The 19271-nt window shown below is 61.9% G+C and carries 17 protein-coding genes; 10 read left to right on the top strand and 7 right to left on the bottom strand.

Going from position 1 to position 19271, the window contains the following annotated elements; all coding sequences use genetic code 11:
- Window positions 1-74 precede the first annotated feature (74 nt).
- The 4 genes from H351_RS00905 to H351_RS00890 are packed head-to-tail and all read left to right on the top strand — an operon-like array spanning window position 75 to window position 4423.
- Complete coding sequence (locus H351_RS00905; protein ID WP_020968240.1) at window positions 75-599, top strand: TetR/AcrR family transcriptional regulator; 525 nt, start codon at window positions 75-77, stop codon at window positions 597-599.
- Window positions 596-2080: a flavin-containing monooxygenase gene (locus tag H351_RS00900; protein WP_029254310.1), complete on the top strand. Its 1485-nt coding sequence runs from the start codon at window positions 596-598 to the stop codon at window positions 2078-2080. The genes H351_RS00905 and H351_RS00900 overlap by 4 nt, the downstream gene beginning before the upstream one ends.
- Window positions 2077-3792: a GMC oxidoreductase gene (locus tag H351_RS00895; protein ID WP_029254311.1), complete on the top strand. Its 1716-nt coding sequence runs from the start codon at window positions 2077-2079 to the stop codon at window positions 3790-3792. Before H351_RS00900 ends, H351_RS00895 begins: the two co-directional genes overlap by 4 nt.
- A complete protein-coding gene (locus H351_RS00890) occupies window positions 3776-4423 on the top strand; it encodes an acetoacetate decarboxylase family protein (protein ID WP_029254312.1) in 648 nt (215 codons plus the stop codon). Before H351_RS00895 ends, H351_RS00890 begins: the two co-directional genes overlap by 17 nt.
- Window positions 4424-4686: 263 nt before the next feature.
- On the opposite strand, the gene H351_RS00885 is transcribed toward H351_RS00890, so the two are convergent.
- The 7 genes from H351_RS00885 to H351_RS00855 all read right to left on the bottom strand — a co-directional run bounded on the left by H351_RS00885 (window position 4687) and on the right by H351_RS00855 (window position 11605).
- On the bottom strand, window positions 4687-4989 hold the full coding sequence (locus H351_RS00885; RefSeq protein WP_042950475.1) for a hypothetical protein: 303 nt from the start codon (window positions 4987-4989) through the stop codon (window positions 4687-4689).
- A gap of 26 nt (window positions 4990-5015) precedes the next feature.
- Window positions 5016-5849 (bottom strand): mycofactocin-coupled SDR family oxidoreductase, encoded by an 834-nt coding sequence (locus tag H351_RS00880; RefSeq protein WP_020905939.1) that lies wholly within the window; start codon window positions 5847-5849, stop codon window positions 5016-5018.
- 49 nt (window positions 5850-5898) lie between these two features.
- A complete protein-coding gene (locus H351_RS31835; protein WP_029254313.1) occupies window positions 5899-6750 on the bottom strand; it encodes a mycofactocin-coupled SDR family oxidoreductase in 852 nt (283 codons plus the stop codon).
- Window positions 6747-7760 carry an ABC transporter permease gene (locus H351_RS31830; RefSeq protein WP_169801348.1) on the bottom strand — a complete coding sequence of 338 codons (1014 nt, stop codon included), beginning with the start codon at window positions 7758-7760 and terminating at the stop codon, window positions 6747-6749. The genes H351_RS31835 and H351_RS31830 overlap by 4 nt, the downstream gene beginning before the upstream one ends.
- An 8-nt stretch (window positions 7761-7768) precedes the next feature.
- Window positions 7769-9298 carry a sugar ABC transporter ATP-binding protein gene (locus H351_RS00865; protein ID WP_024488271.1) on the bottom strand — a complete coding sequence of 510 codons (1530 nt, stop codon included), beginning with the start codon at window positions 9296-9298 and terminating at the stop codon, window positions 7769-7771.
- Between the two features lie 17 nt (window positions 9299-9315).
- On the bottom strand, window positions 9316-10614 hold the full coding sequence (locus tag H351_RS00860; protein ID WP_127159959.1) for a sugar ABC transporter substrate-binding protein: 1299 nt from the start codon (window positions 10612-10614) through the stop codon (window positions 9316-9318).
- Window positions 10615-10687: 73 nt separating this feature from the next.
- On the bottom strand, window positions 10688-11605 hold the full coding sequence (locus H351_RS00855; RefSeq protein ID WP_020905944.1) for an alpha/beta hydrolase: 918 nt from the start codon (window positions 11603-11605) through the stop codon (window positions 10688-10690).
- Window positions 11606-11884: 279 nt separating this feature from the next.
- Between H351_RS00855 and H351_RS00850 the strand changes: the two genes are divergently transcribed.
- From H351_RS00850 to H351_RS00825, 6 genes are all read left to right on the top strand, one after another.
- Window positions 11885-13855, top strand: a complete 1971-nt coding sequence (locus H351_RS00850) for an alpha-ketoacid dehydrogenase subunit alpha/beta (RefSeq protein WP_029254315.1) — start codon at window positions 11885-11887, stop codon at window positions 13853-13855.
- On the top strand, window positions 13849-15468 hold the full coding sequence (locus H351_RS00845) for an AMP-binding protein (RefSeq protein ID WP_020905947.1): 1620 nt from the start codon (window positions 13849-13851) through the stop codon (window positions 15466-15468). The genes H351_RS00850 and H351_RS00845 overlap by 7 nt, the downstream gene beginning before the upstream one ends.
- Window positions 15437-16165 carry a helix-turn-helix domain-containing protein gene (locus tag H351_RS00840; protein WP_029254317.1) on the top strand — a complete coding sequence of 243 codons (729 nt, stop codon included), beginning with the start codon at window positions 15437-15439 and terminating at the stop codon, window positions 16163-16165. Before H351_RS00845 ends, H351_RS00840 begins: the two co-directional genes overlap by 32 nt.
- Window positions 16166-16277: 112 nt before the next feature.
- Window positions 16278-16832 (top strand): Fur family transcriptional regulator, encoded by a 555-nt coding sequence (locus H351_RS00835; RefSeq protein ID WP_019746588.1) that lies wholly within the window; start codon window positions 16278-16280, stop codon window positions 16830-16832.
- A 31-nt stretch (window positions 16833-16863) separates the two neighbouring features.
- Window positions 16864-18315 (top strand): catalase, encoded by a 1452-nt coding sequence (locus H351_RS00830; RefSeq protein WP_020968244.1) that lies wholly within the window; start codon window positions 16864-16866, stop codon window positions 18313-18315.
- A gap of 269 nt (window positions 18316-18584) precedes the next feature.
- Window positions 18585-19271, top strand: a complete 687-nt coding sequence (locus tag H351_RS00825; RefSeq protein WP_020905950.1) for an HAD family hydrolase — start codon at window positions 18585-18587, stop codon at window positions 19269-19271.

Genomic DNA, 19271 nt, shown 5'->3' with positions numbered 1-19271 from the left:
CTACAGTTGTCTTTGTGACCGAGACCACTTCCGATGCGAAAGTAAGCCGTACGCAGGCCGAACGAACTGCCGCGATGCGTGGGCGCCTGCTCGACGCCGCTGTCGAATCGCTTGTCGAACTGGGCTACGCCCGGACCAGCACCCAGGAGATCGCCCGCCGCGCAGGGGTCTCGCGAGGTACGCAACTGCATCATTTTCCGACCAAGGAATCGCTGGTCGTTGCGGCCGTCGAGTATCTGGTCGACAAGCGACTGGAAGAAATCCTCACCGCTGAAGTGGATCGCGGCCGAGGTCTCGAGGTCCTGGCGGATGCGTTCTCCGGGCCACTGTTCTACGCCGCCCTCGAATTGTGGGTCGCGGCGCGAACCGATCCTGTTCTGCATGCGGCGACGGTGCCCCTCGAACGCAAGGTCAGTGAGGCACTCGAGTTCGGTAGCGCCGAGTTGTTCGGCGATCGATTCGATTCCGAGTCGGTCGAACTCACCATCGAACTCGTCCGCGGTCTTGCAGTCTCAGCCCTTTTCCGTACACCCGAAGCCGACGACGCGCTCAGAGCGCGACTGTTGCCGGCCTGGCAATCCCGAGTGGAGAAGAAGTGAAGCTTCCCGAACATGTCGAAACATTGATCGTCGGTGCCGGATTCGCCGGTATGGGCTTGGCGGCCAGAATGCTTCGTGACAACCGAACGGCGGACGTCGTGTTGATCGAGCGCGGAGCTGATATCGGTGGCACTTGGCGAGACAACACCTACCCAGGTTGTGCCTGTGACGTGCCGACGGCGCTGTACTCGTATTCTTTTGCGCCGAGCGCTGATTGGAGTCATACCTTTGCTCGTCAGCCCGAGATCTACGACTATCTGAAGAAAGTGGCCGCAGACACCGGCATCGGGGATCGCGTAATCCTGAACTGCGAACTCGAAGCCGCTGTGTGGGACGAGGATGCGGCGCTGTGGCGTGTCCGGACATCCCTGGGGTCGTTGACAGCCAAAGCGCTGGTCGCTGCGACCGGGGCGTTGTCGACACCCAAGATCCCGGATTTTTCCGGTCTCGACCAATTCTCCGGTACCACTTTCCATTCGGCGACGTGGAACCACGAACACGAACTGCGTGGTGAGCGCGTAGCCGTGATCGGAACGGGAGCGTCGGCGGTTCAGTTCGTTCCCGAAATTGCCGACCCTGCTGCCCATGTCACCGTGTTCCAGAGAACTCCGGCCTGGGTGATTCCGCGAATGGATCGCACCCTGCCTGCGGCGCAGAAGGCCGTCTACTCGCGGATTCCCGCTACGCAGAAAGTTGTTCGCGGAGCGGTTTACGGTTTTCGCGAGTTGCTCGGTGCCGCGATGTCACATGCGACGTGGGTCCTGCCGGCCTTCGAGGCGGCCGCGCGCCTCCATCTGCGCAGACAGGTGAAAGATCCGGAGTTGCGCCGGAAACTGACTCCCGATTTCACGATCGGTTGCAAGCGCATGCTTCTGTCCAACGACTGGTTGCGCACCCTCGACCGCGCGGACGTGAGCCTCGTCGACAGCGGGCTCGTCTCGGTCACCGAGAGCGGGGTGGTCGACGGGCACGGAGTCGAGCACAAGGTCGACACCATCATCTTCGCCACGGGGTTCACGCCGACGGAACCGCCTGTGGCGCATCTGATCACCGGAAAACGTGGCGAAACGCTGGCCGCGCATTGGAACGGTAGCCCCAATGCCTACAAGGGCACTGCGGTCAGCGGGTTCCCGAATCTGTTCCTCATGTACGGTCCGAACACCAACCTCGGACACAGTTCGATCGTGTACATGCTCGAGTCCCAGGCCGAGTACGTCAACGACGCGTTGAACACCATGAAACGTGAGCGACTGGACGCTCTTGATGTCAACGAGTCGGTACAGGTGCACTACAACAAGGGAATTCAGCACGAGTTGCAGCACACGGTGTGGAACAAGGGCGGATGCTCGAGTTGGTACATCGATCCGGAGGGGCGCAACTCGGTGCAGTGGCCGACGTTCACATTCAAATTCCGTTCGCTACTGGAACATTTCGATCGTGAGAACTACTCCGCTCGCAAGATCGAAAGCGTCCAGGCATGACCACGACGCACTACGACGTGGTGGTAATCGGATCGGGATTCGGTGGCAGTGTCGCCGCTCTTCGCCTGACGGAGAAGGGCTACCGTGTCGGGGTGCTCGAAGCCGGTCGACGGTTTGCCGACGACGAGTTGCCCGAAACCAGTTGGCGGATGCGAAAGTACCTGTGGGCGCCGTGGATCGGATGTTATGGGGTTCAGCGTATCCACCTTCTTCCGGACGTACTCGTGATGGCGGGAGCCGGCGTCGGGGGCGGATCGTTGAACTACGCCAACACGTTGTATCAGCCACCCAAGCGGTTCTTCGAAGACCGTCAGTGGGCGCACATCACGGACTGGCACGACGAACTGGCGCCGTACTACGACCAGGCCAAACGGATGTTGGGTGTTCGCACCAATCCGTCCTTCACTCCGGCCGATGCGGTGATGAAAGACGTAGCCGAAGAGATGGGCGTGGGGGAGACCTTCACGTCCACCCCCGTCGGTGTTTTCTTCGGGGAGGCAGGAGTTTCCGTGCCGGACCCGTTCTTCGGCGGAAAAGGGCCCGAACGCACCGGCTGCACCGAATGCGGGGGATGCATGACCGGGTGCCGAGTCGGGGCGAAGAACACGCTGGTCAAGAACTACCTCCATCTCGCCGAGCAAGCGGGCGCCAGGGTTCATCCGCTCACGACCGTCACCGAACTTCGGCCGAGCGCAAGCGGTGGTTATCACCTGCTCGCGAGGCGAACGGACGGCGTCCGCCGGCGAGAAGTTCTGTTCACCGCCGATCAGGTGGTGGTAGCCGCCGGAACGTACGGAACGGCGAGACTGCTGCTCGGTATGAAGGAATCCGGTGCCCTGCCTGACCTGTCGGACACTCTGGGCACCGTTGTACGTACCAATTCCGAAGCCGTACTGGCCGCAACGTCGAAGTCGCGTCGACGGAACTTCACGCAGGGCGTAGCGATCACATCGTCCTTTCACCCGGATGATCACACGCACATCGAGCCGGTGCGATACGGCAAGGGCAGCAATGCAATAGGACTTCTGCAGACCGTCCTGAGTGACGGCGGCGGGCGAACTCCCCGGGTGCTGAAGACTCTGGCGGTCGCGGCACGGCACCCAGGTGCGTTCTTCCGGTCCTTGTCGGTACGGAACTGGTCCGAGCGAACCGTCATCGCGCTGGTGATGCAGACCGACGACAACTCCCTCGAGCTTTCCAAGAACACCAAACGATTCGGGCGTTCCCTCACCAGTAGGCCGGGACCGGGTGATCCACCTCCCCATTGGATTCCGCAGGGCCATACAGCTATTCGCAAGGTCGCCGAGAAGATCGACGGCGACCCGGGCGGTTCCATCGCCGAGATCGTGAATATCCCGATGACGGCGCACTTTCTGGGTGGCTGCGCAATCGGTGACAGCGCGGCGAGTGGCGTCGTGGATCCGTATCTCCGTGCTTACGGACATGCCGGCCTGCACGTCATGGACGGTTCGGTGGTGAGCGCGAATCTCGGCGTGAATCCTTCCCTGACCATCACTGCGCAGGCGGAACGAGCGTGCGCGATGTGGCCGAACAAAGGTGCCGCAGACGCCCGCCCGAAGACCGGCGAACCATACGTACGTATCGATCCGACGTTGCCGTCCAACCCGGTGGTGCCGACGCATGCACCAGGTGCTTTGCGGCTTCCCCTGACCGTTCGAGCTGAGAAGGTGTCCGATGTGGAGCGTGCCTGAATCGACAAGTGACCGCGTCGACTGGCCGGTGAGCGATCCGCCGCCGTGGCCTGCTTCCGTTCGCGCAATACTGTGGTGGCACCGCAGTACGCCGGCGGCGCGGGAACTCGGGCCCGACGATCGAACGATTCCGGTGACGGTGGCCATGATGGTGGACTACCTCGATTCGCCGGTCGGCCCGTATCGCGAGATCCTCGCCAGTCCGGTCTTGCATGCGCCAGGGAAACGGATCGGGCCGATGCCGCGGATGGCGGTCCCTTTCATCGCGGTGGATTCGGAACCGTCGGTGCACGGCGGACGGTTCCACTGGCAACTACCCAAGGTCCTGGCCGAGTTCGACGGAGACGTGCAGCAGAAATTCACTGCAACCGGCGACGGATGGCGGGTGCGTTCGGACACGCGGATGCTCGGGCCGCGTCTGCCGATTGCCGGGGCGTTGGGATTTGCGCAGCCGGAATCCGGTGGAGGTCTGGCGATCGCGTCGGCCAGACTGACGGGGTCGTTCCGATATGCGCGCGTGAGCGTCGAGGCAGAGGGGCCGACACTGCCGAACTGGTTGGCATCGGGCACTCATCACGGCGTCGTGATTCTGGGCGGAAAAATGACTACGGGAGCAGCCAAGCACCGATAGCGGGGGGTTGACCTGCGAAAGAACGAGCAAGGCCGCCCAGTCGGTGATTGGGCGGCCTTGCTCGTGTTGTGTAAAAAGTTAGGTGTCGACGTCCCACAGGCGCCTCTCGGCGGGTGGTCGCTCGCAGCGACAAAAGGGGTGGGGCCCGGGGCTTGTTCGGACGCCGACAGGGTGTTCAACGGTGGTCTCCCCGGATTTGTTCCCGGGGATCGCCAAGTAGTTTCCGACAGGGTGTGCAGCGAATTCCAGCAGGGCCGACGAGTTCAGGCAGGGCCGAGATGGGCGAGTTCCTTTTTCAGTCCCACACACAGATCCGATCCCGCCGGCCCACTCAGAGCTGATCGCAATCGGTTGTAATACGTCCGCGGCGACAGACCGAAAGTGACGAAGATGTCCTCGGCAGTGGCACCGTTCCACGGTCGCCACAGGATTGCGAAGTCGACGAGGTCGTCCGCGTACGATCCACGATTTCGCGAGCGTTTGGCGCGTCGAACCTGGCATTCGTGGGTGTTTGCGACGCTCGTCGCTCCACAGAGCTGAGGTGGCATCTTCGTCACTCGGTTCACGAGAGTCCCCTGAACTGGTCGGGCACTCACATGACCAGGACGCCGCCGTCCACGGGCAGCGCGACGCCGGTGATGTAACGCGCTTCGTCGGAGGCGAGGAATTTGACGGCGTTGGTGACGTCGTCGTTTTCTACCCACGGGATCGGGTAGAGGATCATGTCGCCGGAGGCCTTGGCGAAGTCGTCGCGACCCGGATTGTCGGTGCCGGGAACGAATTGGTTGTACATCGCCTGGTTCTGCACCATCTCGGTGTCGACCTGCGTCGGGTTCACGGTATTGACGCGAATGCGATGCGGAGCGAGTTCCTGGGCGAGGGTCTTCATCAATCCCACGACGCCGTGCTTGGCCGAAACATAGTGTCCGACACCCGTGTACGCGCGCAGACCGGCAACGGAGGCGGTGAGGACGATCGCGCCGCCGGTGCCCTGTTCGATCATGTGGGGGATCGCGGCCTTGACGGTGCGCCACACGCCGCTGAGGTTGACGTCGATCATTTCGCCCCACTTCTCCTCGTCCAATTCGTGCGCGTTCCCGAAGGAGAGGATGCCCGCGTTTGCGATGACGATGTCGACGTGGCCGAAGCGATCGAGCCCGGCTTCGAGGGCCAGCTTGACCGAGTCGAAGTTGCGCACGTCGGCGTGCGAGAAGATGATCTTGCCGCCTGCTTCTTCGACGAGGCGGATTGTTTCCTGGACGTCGTCCTCCGTGGCCAAGGGGTACGGCACGGTGTCGTTGTCCTTGACGGAGTCGAGAGCGATGATGTTCGCGCCCTCCTGCGCCAGCCGCAATGCGTGATTACGCCCTTGCCCGCGAGCAGCACCCGTGATGAATGCGACCTTGCCTTCGAATCGTCCGGTCATGGGGATCCTCCTGTTGCTGAAATTGTTGTGTACGTGGGTGATCGGAGAGCTATTTGACGAGTACGCCTGCGTCGACGGGCAGTGCGACGCCGGTGATGTACCTGGCTTCGTCGGACGCGAGGAAAAGCACGGCATTGCTGACGTCGACGGATTCGACCCACGGGATAGGTAGCGCATTCATCGCTTGCGACAGCGGGGCGAAGTCCTCACGAGTCGGTTCGTCGATGTCGGGACAGAACAACCTGTACATGGCGTCGTTCATGATCATCGGAGTGTCGACCTGGGTGGGGTTCACGGTATTCACGCGGATTCGGTGGGGAGCCAGTTCCTGCGCGAGAGTTTTCATCAATCCGTTGACGCCGTGTTTCGCGGCTGTGTAGTGCGCGATGTTGCCGTATCCCTTGAGCCCCGCCGCCGAACTGGTCAGGATGATTGCGCCCCCGCCCCCTTGTTCGATGAGGTAGGGGATCGCGGCTTTGGCGGTTCGCCACGTGCCGCTGAGATCGATGTCGACGACAGTGCCCCATTGGCTTTCGGTGAGTTCGTGTGTAGGTGAGGGGATGTTGATACCGACGTTGGCGCAGACGATGTCGACATGACCGAACTGGACGACCCCGCGGTCCAGGACACCCTTGACCGCGGTGAAGTCGCGAACATCGGCCACCTCGGCCAGAATTCGCCCGCCGACGGCCTCGACCGACCGGACGGTCTCGGCGAGGTCGGCTTCGCTTGCCAGCGAGTACGGAACACCTCCGATGTCGGAGCAGATGTCGAGCGCGATGATGTCTGCGCCGTCCTCGGCCAAGCGGATCGCATGTGCCCGGCCCTGGCCGCGTGCTGCGCCGGTGACGAACGCGACCTTGCCCGAAACCCTTCCGGTGGTGCGTGCTGTGGTGGTCACTTGATCACTCCGTATCGGCGTCGGTCGATGGTCAGTGCAACTGCGGCAATCACCACGATGCCCTTGATGACGAGTTGTGTGTAGGGGTCGACGGACGTCAGGTCCATTCCGGCGCTCAGCAACACGATCACGAGTGCACCGAGGATCGTGCGATGTGGGCCACCGACGCCACCGGACAGCGCGGTGCCGCCGACAACCACGGCCGCGATGGAATTGAGCAGGCTGGGACCTGCGCCCATCGGGACTCCGGTGCTGGCCTGGCCGGTGAAGATGATTCCGGCGATCGCAGCGACGGCTCCGGCTACGGCGAAGACAGCAAGTTTGGTCCGTCGTACGCGGACACCGACGAGGGCTGCGGCGCGCTCGTTGCCACCGACCGCGTACATGTGGCGACCGAATGACGTACCGAAGGCAAGGACCGTCGCGCCGATGGTCAGCAGGATTGCGATCAGTGCCCCGTTGGGGACGTTGGGAATCATCGACTCGTTCACCAGGCTCTGGAGAAGATTCGAATTGTAGGAAACAGGACCGCCTTTGGAGACGGTATTGGAAATGCCGTCGAGTACGGACATCATTCCCAGCGTCACGAGGAACGACGGCACCTTGAGCATTGTCGTGATCAACCCGTTGACCAGTCCGACAACCGCCCCCGCGACGATCACCATGACTATCGCCAACGGGCCACCGAATTTGTCGATCCATGTGGCGATCAGAATTCCGGCGAGAGTGGCCGTCGCCGCGACCGACAGATCGATACCGCCGATCAGGATGACAAACGTGCCGGCGAGCGCAAGCACGGTCAGGAAAGCCATCTGGTTGAGAATGTTCTGCGCGGACGTCGCAGTGATGAAACTTTCCGTGCGCCACTGGAAATAGATGATCAGTATCAGCACCGCAACCGTCGGAACAACTATGTTGCGGTGCTGATCGAGTCGACTCAGCAGACCGCGCGCGCCTGACGGCGCTGCGGCATCGCTGGCCGGCGATTGCTTCGAGAGTGTCTGGGTCACTGCATTCCTCACATCATGTGCTTGATCACGTCGACTTCGGCGGGCTTGCGCTCTGCAGGGGCCGCCAACTCTGCGCTGATGACCCCGTCCTTCATGACCACGATTCGGTCGGACATTCCGATCACTTCTTCGAGGGATTCGGCGCACAGCAGCACACCGACCCCTGACGCAGCCATCGATCGGACCAAACCGTAGATCTCCTCTCGCGTTCCGACGTCGATTCCACGCGTCGGATCGCTGAGGACCAGCACTTTGCATTCGCGACCTTGCCACCGAGCGAAGATCGCCTTCTGTTGGTTTCCGCCACTGAGTTCCCCGATAGGCGTCGACAACGACGGGGCTTTGACCTGCAGCGCGCGGGCCAACTGCGTCGTCCGCTCCCTTTCGGTCCGTAAACGCAGTAGCCGCGTCCACGGGTGGCGGAGGAGATCGAGGAAGCCGATCGAGATGTTGTTTCTGATGGACGCGCTGCGGAACAGGGAGTCCTGGGCACGCTCCGGTGGGACGTACAGGACTCCGGCTGCCACGGCGGCGGGAACCGACCAGTGCTCGTGCGCAGTACCGTCGACGTGAATCGAACCCGTCGACAACGACTCCGCACCCGCGACTGCTGCAGCCACCGATGCTTTCCCCGAACCGATGACTCCGGCCAATCCGACTACCTCGCCCGGTCGGACAACCAGATCGACCGACTCGAACTCGCCTGCGCTGCTTGCATCTCGGAGTTCGATCAAAGGCTTCGGAGACAACGCTCCGGTCTGTTCTCCTTCTCGGTAGTAGTCGGCGCTACGCTCGCTACCCACCATCAACTCGTGCAGTCGCTCCGCAGTGACGCCGTCGGCGGAGAGGGTTTCGATGGACCTCCCGTCGCGCAGTACGAGGAGCCGTGTGCTGATCCGCAAGACGTCCTGCAGGATGTGGGACACGAAGATGAACGACACCCGATCGCGCCACCCTTCGATCAACGCGAAGAGAATTTCCACCTCGGTCTCGGTCAACGCGCTGGTCGGCTCGTCGAGCAGGATCACCGGAGCTTCGGTGGCGTCGGTGATCCGCGAGAAGGCGCGCGCAATCTCGACCAGTTGCCTTTGTGGGTACGTCAATTCGGCGACGACGGCATCGGCGCGCAACCCCTCGATGCCGAGTGTGTCGAGGAGGGATTGGGCGGCGTCGCGCATTCTCCGACGCCGGCCGGGGCCCCAACCACCTATCTCGCCCTCACGTCCGAGATAAATGTTCTCGTACACGCGCAGTGCATCGACCAACGACTGCTCCTGGACCACCACGGAGATTCCGAGTTCGCGGAGAGTGCGCGAGTCGCCGAGTTCGACGTGAGTTCCGTTTACGTCGAGGCTGCCGGCATCGGGACGTACCGTTCCCGTCAAAACACCGATCAGCGTTGACTTTCCGGCACCGTTCTCGCCGATCAAGCCGAGAACATCACCTCTGCTGACGTCGAGTGAAACGTCCTGGAGGGCGTGAACGGGGCCGTAGCTCTTGCAGACCCCGCGCAAGCTGATGGTTGCTGTGTCGCTCACCTTCGTATGACTCATTCTCAGGCCACGAGTTGATCTTTGTACTGCAGCAACGGGCCCGAGCGGAACGCGGAGGCGTACTCGGTGCGTACTCCGGTGATGTCTGCAGAGTTCCAGGCGCTGTTCAGCGTGTACTGGTCCTGCGATACACCGGCGTAGTACTCCCGCGGGTCGATCGGGTTGAGTACGGTCTGCGGGTCCCAGTCGTCAGGATGCAGGGCCTTGCTCATTTTTGCCCAGTCGAACGGAAGTGTGGGCGCGTAAACAGTTTTCAGTACGTCGTCGGCGATCTCCGGAGTCACCAGGAGTGCTCCCTGCGAAAGGAAGCGCTCCGGCAGAGACAGGTCGACGCCGTTGAGCTGATCGAAGATGGTGACACCGAGAATTCCTGCCGTGAGTCCGCCGACCGTTGCACTGGTCAGGTATTGCTTTCCCTGCGCGATGTATTCGACGTTCTGCTTGTTACCGTCGAATCCGACCACGATCTTGCCCGTGATCTTCGCGGCGTCCAGTGCCGCAATGACTCCGGCGGCTTGACTGTCGTTCTGCGCGAAGACTCCGACGAAGTCCGGCACCGAAGGCAGGATGTTCGTGAATGCCTTTCTCGCGTCTTCGGAAGTCCAGTTGCCGGGCGAGGCGGTGACGATCTTGATTCCCGGGTAGTCCTTGGCCGCGGCGTTCAGGCCAGCTGTCCGTTGATCGTCGGAGGACGAACCCTTCTGTCCCGGAACATGAATGATGGTTCCGCTGCCGCCGACCTTGTCGAAAAGAGCCTTGGCGGTTGCGACGGCGATCTTGGTGGAGGGCGGCGTGATGAAACGGACCCACTTGTCCGCGTCGGCCGGTGTGTACCAGGCGGGTGCCGTGTACGAGCTGGCATACAGAATCCCGGCCGCCTGACAGGCTTTCGTGACGGCTGCCGCCTGAGCTTCGGTGGCGGGAGTGCCGAAGATCGACTTGCCGCCCGAAGCGCGGACGTTGCCTACCTGTCCCAGTGCGGTGTTGACGTTGCCCTGATCCTCCACCGAGGACATGCTGACGCCCAACGCGTCCATCGCCTGCTTGCCGCCGTCCGAGAAGGCAACGAAGTAGTCGTTGGAGAGTGTTGTCACCTGGCAGAGGGTCTTTTCCTGGACTTTGCCCGCGCCGGCGCCACCGCCGGCAGCGGTACTGGTGGAACTGCCGCCTGCTCCGCAGGCCACTGCGCCGAGGGCGATGCCTGCTGCGCCCATTGCGGCGAAGAAGGAACGTCGGGTCAGTGGATGAGAGAACGTCGCGTTCCGCGCGACGTCCACGATCTTCGATTCGATCGAAGGCATGATCACATCCTTGGTCTCGCAAGAGTAGGTTCTCGAGAGGTCTTCTCGAGATGTGGGAAAACGGGAGATTTCGCTACTTCGCCAGCAGATGCGTTGTGAACCAACGGGAAGCGTGTTCGGCCGCCACTGCGAGCTTGGACTGGTCGCTGTAGAGCGTCATGTGCGACGTGTGCGGCAGGACGACAAGTTCTTTCTTCGGAGTCGGGATGCTGTTGTAACTCTCGATCTCCAAGTCCCACAACGTGAGGTCGTCACCTTCGGCGACGATCATCATCGACGGTGTGTCGAGGATCCTGGGCACGAAATAGTTGACGTCGTAGTCGAGCAGGAGATCGACGGATTCCATAGTCGAACTGTTTTGGTAGAGAGGAGCTTCGGTGGCTTGAAGAGCTGCGAAGGTCGTCTTCGTCTCGGGGAACGGCCAGGAAGACAGTTCTTCCTCGGGATTCTCACTGGCGTGAGCGATGTGCAGTCGCTGATCCGGATCGTCGAAGCGGAGTCGGCGATCTTCGAGGATCGCGTCCCACAGCTTTCGATAACCCATGGTCCCGTGGATCCGACGCATGTTGCGGAACCCGTCGATCACCGGAATCTGAGACACGATGGCCTTCACCCGAGGATCGGTCGCGGCGAGAATCATTACGTGGCCGCCGGAGTAGGAGATGCCCCAGGCTCCGAGACGGTCGTTGTCGATGCCGGGAGTGCGCTCGAGAAAGCTGAGCGCGTTCTGATAATCACGAATCTGTTGCTTCGGGTCCAGGTGTTGACGGGGTTCACCGTCCGACACGCCCAGGTTGCGGTAGTCGAAGACCAGCGCAGCCATACCGGCCGTTACGAAGGCCTCGGCGTAATAGGGCATGACCAACTCACGGACGTAGCACCAACCGCCTGCCAGTACGACGGCCGGTACGTCTTCGTCGGTGTCGGGTCGGTACAGCCAACCGCGGACGGTGACTCCGTCGCTGGAGAATTCGACATCTTCACGGCGCATTGCGCGACTCCTCATGTAACGAGTGAAAGCTGAATGGAAGTAGGTGCGAAAGAAAACGGACGGTCTTGTCGCCGTGCGTATTACGGCATCGACGCGGTTCGCTCGTGTCAACTGCCCCGAGCGGATCGTCGCGGATCCGAAGTACCCCGTAATCGTGAGTCACCTCACAGCCTTTGTCAAGTGTCACTGGACAGCAAGGAAAATCCGTCGGTATAGTCCTGCTCACCCACTGCGCATGTATTCGTAACGAGCGCAGCATTATTGGAGGTGTTCCGGCTCGTGAACGGCGAAGAAGTTCTGTGTGCCTACGAAAAGATGTTGTTGATCCGTGTGATGGAGGAGCGCATCTCGGCGCTCTACAAGGGCGACATCATTCCCGGATTCGTTCACACCTCGATAGGTCAAGAGGCATGCGCGGTGGGGGCTCTCACTCATGCGCGGGTCAGTGACGTCATCACCTCGACGCACCGCGGGCACGGCCACGTTCTCGCCAAAGGCCTCGAGCCCGATCGGATGATGGCCGAGTTGATGGGCAAGGTTACCGGGGCCAACAACGGCCGGGGTGGTTCGATGCACGTCGCCGATCCCCGCCTGGGGATCTTCGGCGCGAACGGGATCGTGGGCGCGGGGTTGCCGATCGCCGTCGGTGCTGCCTTCGCTGCCAAGGATCGCGGTGAGGGCGATCTGGTGGTGGCGTTCTTCGGTGACGGGGCGATCGCGACCGGCGCGTTCCACGAGGCGATGAACTTGGCTGCGCTGTGGAAACTTCCGATCATTTTCCTGTGCGAGAACAACGGATTCTCGGAGTTCTCCTCGACGGTGGATCAGCATCCGGTTCCGATCTCTGCGCGCGCAGCGGGATACGGAATGGAATCGATCACGCTGGCAGGCAACGACGTCGAGGCAGTCGCCGACGGTATTCGGCCGGTGTACGCGCAGGTGCGAGGCGGCAGTGGTCCGGTGTTCGTCGAGGTCACGACCCTGCGGGTGCACGGGCACTACGAGGGCGATCCGCAGGTGTACCGCGACAAGGACGAGATGACCCGAGACATTCTCGCGGCCGATCCACTGACGGTGACGCGGGGCCGACTCCGGGAGCGAGGCATCGGGGACGATGTCCTCGATCTGGTGGACAAGCGGGTGAGGGCGGTGGTCGACGAGGCGGAGCGTTTCGCGCGGGCGTCGCCGCAACCGGAGGCGTCGAGCGTGATGGAGTACATCTATTCACCGCGACGTGTCTATCCGCCGGGCCACCTCGACGTGAGTGTCGACGCGGGTGGTGCGGCGGTGTCCCAGTCCAAGATCATCAAAGCGGCGCTCGACGACTCTCTGGCAGCCGATCCGGATGTGTTTCTTGCTGGCATCGACGTTGCCGGCGGAAATGTTTTCGGTCTGACCAGGGGATTGGCCGCGGAGTATCCGGGTCGAGTGCTCGATACGCCGATCTCCGAATCGGCAATCATGGGTCTTGCCGTCGGCTCCGCGATGGCGGGCCGTAGGCCCGTCGTGGAACTGATGTACCTCGACTTCCTCGGGGTGTGCCTGGATCAGTTGATGAATCAGGCGGCAAAACTTCGGTTCATGACGGGCGGCGCAGTGAGTCTGCCGTTGGTGGTGCGGACGCAGTTCGGTTCCGGCAGATCGTCGGGTGGGCAGCATTCGCAGAGTCTCGAGGCGCTGTTGGCGCACATACCGGGACTGACTGTGCTCATGCCGAGTTCGGGCGCGGATGCATACGGGTTGTTGCGGGCAGCGATCGAGGACGACAACCCGGTCATGTTCATCGAGCATCGACTGCTGTACGAGAAGAAAAGTTCGTTGCCGAGCAAGGATTTTCGGGTTCCGATCGGAAAGGCAGCGGTGACGAGACCAGGTTCGGACGTCACCATCGTCTCGTGGTCGCGTATGGCAATGCACGCTTTGGTTGCGGCGCAGACGTTGACAGAGGAAGGGATCGATGCGGAGGTCATCGATCTACGAACGATTGCTCCGCTCGATCGGGAGACGATTCTCGAATCCTTCGGTCGGACCAACAGGATGGTCGTCGCCCAGGAAGCGGTGGTGGACTTCGGTGTCGGAGCCGAGATCGCAGCCATGGCGGTGGATTCCGGTTTCTATTCTCTGGACGCGCCGGTGGTGCGGGTGGGAGCACGGTACGCGCCCGCGCCCTATGCGCCGGTGCTCGAACGTGAGTGGGAAGTCGGACCTGACGACATCGTTGCAGCCGTTCGGCGGGTGATGTCGTGCTGAGCGCTACCCGTCCGCGGGCAATGACCGGTGGCGGGGTGCTGCCCGAGATGCTTCTCGACGCACTGCGTCGAGATCCCGAAGCACTGGCCCTTGTCGACGAGAGTGTGCGGTGGACTTACCAGGAATTGGTGGACGCTGCAACGAGCTTTGCAGGCGCACTGCATAAATCGGGATTCGAGCCTGGAGAAGTGGTACTCGTTCAGCTGCCGAACTGGTGGGAATCCGTGGTTGCGGCCTGGGGCACGTGGCTTGCCGGCGGCATTCTCCTGCCGGTGGTCCCGATTTACCGCGCACACGAGCTGTCCTTCATCATCGAGCAAGCTGAGCCGTCGGTGATCGTCGCCCCGCAGGAATACCGCGGATATCGTCACGTCGAGCAACTCGGGACTGTGCTCCGTGATCTGGGCCGAGAGGTTCTTCTGGTGGAGGCTCGAGGCGAAGGTGGGTTGCGGCGCACCACGTTCGACGACTTTCTGGACTTCGGGATGGAGGCGAACCGGCCCGACCACCGCGCGGATCCCGACGACGTCGCCCTCGTTCTCTACACGTCGGGAACCACTTCGGCTCCGAAAGGCGTTCTGCACACTCATCGGACCCTGATGGCCGAGAGTTCGAGCATGATCGCGCATTGCGGCGTGGATTCGCAGGACCGAATCTTCATGCCTTCGCCGTTGCCCCACATCACCGGAATGTCGTATGCGGTCGTTCTTCCCGCAGCGGCAGCCTGCTCGACGGTTCTGATGCAACGCTGGAATCCCGCGGAGGCAGTTGCGTTGATCGAGCGCGAACAATGCACGTTCACCGTGAGCGCGACACCGTTTCTCCGCGGTCTTGCCGACGCCTACGAGGAGGACGGATATCGACGATCCCATCTGACTCGATTCGTGTGTGGTGGGGCCGGGATTCCGCCCGAGCTGGTACGTCGAGCCCACCGCGTGATGGGGACAGCGGTTGTTCGTACCTACGGATCGACGGAACTTCCGACCCTCGTGATGGGTGATCCTTTCGGTGACATCGGTCTGCAGGCCGAGGACGAAGGAGCTGTGATCGGCGGAAACGAGTTCCGGCTCGGCGAAGACGACGAGCTGTTGGTGCGTGGTCCGGAACTGTTCGTCGGCTACGTCGACAGCTCGATCAACGCGGAATCATTTACCGAGGACGGCTATTTCCGGACTGGCGACGTTGCCACCGTGGACGGGCCAGGTCAGATCCGGATCACTTCGCGGATCAAGGACATCATCAACCGGGGAGGGGAGAAATTCAGTGCTGCCGACATCGAGTGGGTCCTCGAGGCTCATCCGAATGTGGCAGAGGTGGCAGTGGTCGGGTATCCGGACGAGGAACTGGGGGAGCGCGCGTGCGCCTTTGTCGTTCCGCACGGTGAACCACCAAGCGTTCGAGACCTGCGGATCTTCCTGCTGTCCGAAGGATTTGCTGTTCAGAAGGCTCCGGAGAGAGTCGAGACCGTTGCGTCGCTTCCTCGGACGGAGAGTGGGAAGGTTCAGAAGTTTCTCCTGCGTCGAGCGTTAGGCTTGGGCTCCGCACAGGCGGTCCCCGAGACCTACGGAAGCGAGTTCGGACATGACGGCAACCGGCGCAAAGCCACCTCGTAAGGCGGCTGAGTCGACAGCGGCTGCATCGAAGAAATCGCAACCGCGCAAGACGACTCCCCAAAAGACGACGGCCCAGAAGAAGACGGCGCCGACCAAGGCGGCGGCGCGCAAACAGAAGGCGGAGGACAACGGTTTGGGGACGTCGGTAGGTAAGACGGTTCGTGCCGAACGCACGCGACAGGGAATCCCGGTTCGCGAACTGGCGAGGCGACTCGGCGTATCACCGTCGTTCCTGTCCCAGTTCGAACTGGGACAGAGTCAGGCGGCGGTCAACACGCTTTTTGCGATCGCGACCGAACTCAACCTGTCGTTGGACGTATTGCTCGGCAACAGCGTCGATCCGGAACGTGAATCCGAGTCCGAATCGAAGACCCACGAGCCGCGCATTTCCGACTGCCTCACATTCCGATCGGGTGTCCGCTGGCAACGGTTGGCGAATACTCCTGAGAACCATCACGTCCAGTTCCTCCTCACGGAGTACGAGCCCGGCGCCGACTCTGCGCCGGGCGACGCACCGCAGACCCACTCGGGTGACGACTACGGGTACGTGCTGGAAGGGACTCTGACTATCGACATCGACGGAATGCGTCGGCTGCTCAAGTCGGGCGAAGCGATCCACCTGGTCGGGAATGTTCCTCACCGATTGCGCAACGAGACAGATCAGACGGTCAAGGCGATCTGGTTCGTCCTGGGGTGAGTCGCTGCGTGCGACGTATTGGATGTGATGTCACCGGGTGTGACGCCGGTCTCGATTCAACTTAGGCAATCCTTTTCTTGACTAATTCCAGAAAAGCGGCATACTGGGAAACATGCGAGACGGAGAGCATGACTTCGACCCCCGAGCGCAACTGCGCGCCGTCGGGTTGAGGATCACTGCTCCGCGCCTCGCCGTGCTGGATGCGGTTACAGCCCAACCGCATTCAGACGCCGATTCTGTTGCAGCACTCGTGCGGCAGCAGCTCGGATCGGTATCCACACAGGCCGTTTACGACGTGCTCAAGGCATGCGTGAACGCAGGATTGCTGCGACGCATCGAGCCGGCGGGTTCACCCGCACGGTTCGAGACGAGAACTGGTGACAACCACCATCACCTCGTCTGTCGCGGCTGCGGCAAGGTCGTCGACGTCGATTGTGTTGTCGGCCAAGCTCCCTGCCTCGAACCTTCCGATAATCACGGCTTCGAAATCGACGAAGCCGAGGTCGTGTTCTGGGGCCGTTGCGAAGATTGCCTGAAGAATTCTGCCGAATCCGACACCGCGTCGGACACGGTCTCGCAGAATCGAATTGATGCGTCCAGAACCTCCGAGCCGGCCCCTTCGCATGCAGCCCATGCGTTCGGCTCGGATGCAGCCCCGCTCCTCTGACGCCCAGCCCACAACGCTAGGAGGCTTCGCCATGACCAAGCCCACCACCAACAATTTCGGTATCGCGGTCGCAAGTGATGACGAATCGCTGACCGCGGGTATTCAGGGGCCGGTGCTCCTTCACGACCACTACCTGATCGAGAAGCTCGCGCAGTTCAACCGCGAGCGTGTCCCGGAGCGCATCGTCCACGCCAAGGGCGGCGGCGCTTTCGGTGAACTCGTCGTCACACACGACGTCAGCAAGTACACGAAGGCCGCGTTCCTGCAGCCGGGTAAGAAGACCGAGTCGCTCGTCCGCTTCTCCACCGTCGCCGGTGAGCAGGGCAGCCCGGACACCTGGCGCGATCCGCGCGGTTTTGCGATGAAGTTCTACACCGAAGAGGGAAACTACGACCTCGTCGGCAACAACACCCCGGTGTTCTTCATCAAGGACGCCATCAAGTTCCCCGACTTCATCCGTTCGCAGAAGCGACTGCCAGGCTCCGGTCTTCGTGACCACGACATGCAGTGGGACTTCTGGACTCTGCGTCCCGAAACGGCTCACCAGGTGACCTGGTTGATGGGTGACCGCGGTATCCCGAAGACCTGGCGCAACATGGACGGCTTCGGATCGCACACCTACCAGTGGGTCAACGCTGCGGGCGAACGCTTCTGGGTGAAGTACCACTTCAAGACCGATCAGGGGATCGAGTTCCTGACGCAGGCAGAAGCAGACAGCCTCGCCGGTAGCGATCCCGACTACCACCGCGCGGATCTGTACAACGCCATCGAGGCCGGTAATTTCCCGAGCTGGACCCTCAAGGTTCAGATCATGCCGGTCGACGAGGCCGAAGGCTACCGCTTCAACCCGTTCGACCTCACCAAGGTCTGGTCCCAGAAGGACTACCCGCTGATCGAGGTCGGCAAGTGGACGCTGAACCGTAACCCGGAGAACTTCTTCGCGCAGATCGAGCAGGCATCCTTCGAGCCGTCGAACGTGGTGCCCGGCATCGGATTCAGCCCGGACAAGATGCTTCTGGGCCGCGTCTTCTCCTACGCCGACGCACATCGTTACCGCATCGGCACCAACTACGCCGACCTGCCGGTCAACGCGCCGAAGAACGAGGTGAACTCCTACTCCAAGGAGGGCGCCATGCGTTACAGCTTCAATTCCCCGTCGACGCCGGTGTACGCACCCAACTCGTACGGCGGACCTCACGCCGATCCGTCTGTTGCCGGTGACGAAGGCCTGTGGTCGTTCGACGGCAAGGCAGTGCGCGCCGGATACATCGAGCACGCCGAGGACGGCGACTTCACGCAGGCCGGAACGCTGGTCCGTGAAGTTCTCGACGACGCAGCTCGTGAGCGCCTGGTGAGCAACATCGTCGGCCACGCCCTTGCGGGCGTCAGCGAAGAAGTTCTACTGCGTGTCTTCGAGTACTGGAAGAACGTCGACGCAGATTTGGGCAAGCGCGTCGAAGAAGGTGTACGCGCAGGTCAGTGACCCGCTGACATGAGCATCGCCTAGGTTTACCGAATGCGGACCGCTGCAAGGGAAATCACTTCCCGGCAGCGGTCCGTTTTTGTCTGCCCAACTACAGCAGTGCGAACCAGTAGACGAAGCATGCGAGAAGGAACACAACCACTGACTCCATGACGACACCCCTGTTCGACGTGCACTTCTGCTGTCCGCACTCTCCATGATCCGCTTCTCGAGCGGAGAATGCTCGGGGCACAAGTTTCGCGAACCGAGGTGTTGGGCAGTCAATTCCCATGGCAACAGGTGCAGTTCTCTTCGACATCGACGGAACGCTCGTCGATTCCAACTATCTGCATGTAGAAGCGTGGTCGCGAGCCTTCTTCGAGGTAGGTCGCCCGGTTGACGCGTGGCGGGTGCACCGCAGCATCGGTATGGACGGCGACCAACTACTGGAGACGTTGCTCGGCGAAGACATCGACGGGTGCGGGCCACGGGCCAAGGAACTTCACACCAAGTACTACCGGCAGTCGGCTGACCGTCTCCGAGTACTGCCGGGAGCGCGCGAATTGATCCGCCGAGTTCACTCGCTCGGACTGCACGTCGTGCTCGCTACCTCGGCGCCCGACGACGAACTGGAGTTGTTGCGCCAGACGCTCGACATCGACGAAATGATCTACGCCGCGACCTCTTCGGAATCCGTCGACGAGGCCAAGCCTGATCCGCACCTGATCGAAATCGCGCTCGCGAAGGCAGGTGTCGACGCGGGCGATGCGGTCATGGTCGGAGACGCCGTCTGGGACATGAAGGCGGCGACATCGGCGGGCGTTGTGGCTGTGGGAGTGCGCAGCGGCGGCATGTCGACCGACGAACTCGAAGGCGCGGGTGCGGCGACGGTGTACGACGACGCCCGCGACCTTCTCGACCACCTCGACGGCAGTGTGATTTCCGAACTCGTTTCAGGCCTAGATACCGGGAGTTGA

Source organism: Rhodococcus erythropolis R138, from assembly GCF_000696675.2.
Lineage (GTDB): Bacteria > Actinomycetota > Actinomycetes > Mycobacteriales > Mycobacteriaceae > Rhodococcus_F > Rhodococcus_F erythropolis.
The sequence above is the reverse complement of the archived record's forward strand: the minus strand, read 5'-3'. Positions and strand labels throughout refer to the sequence as shown.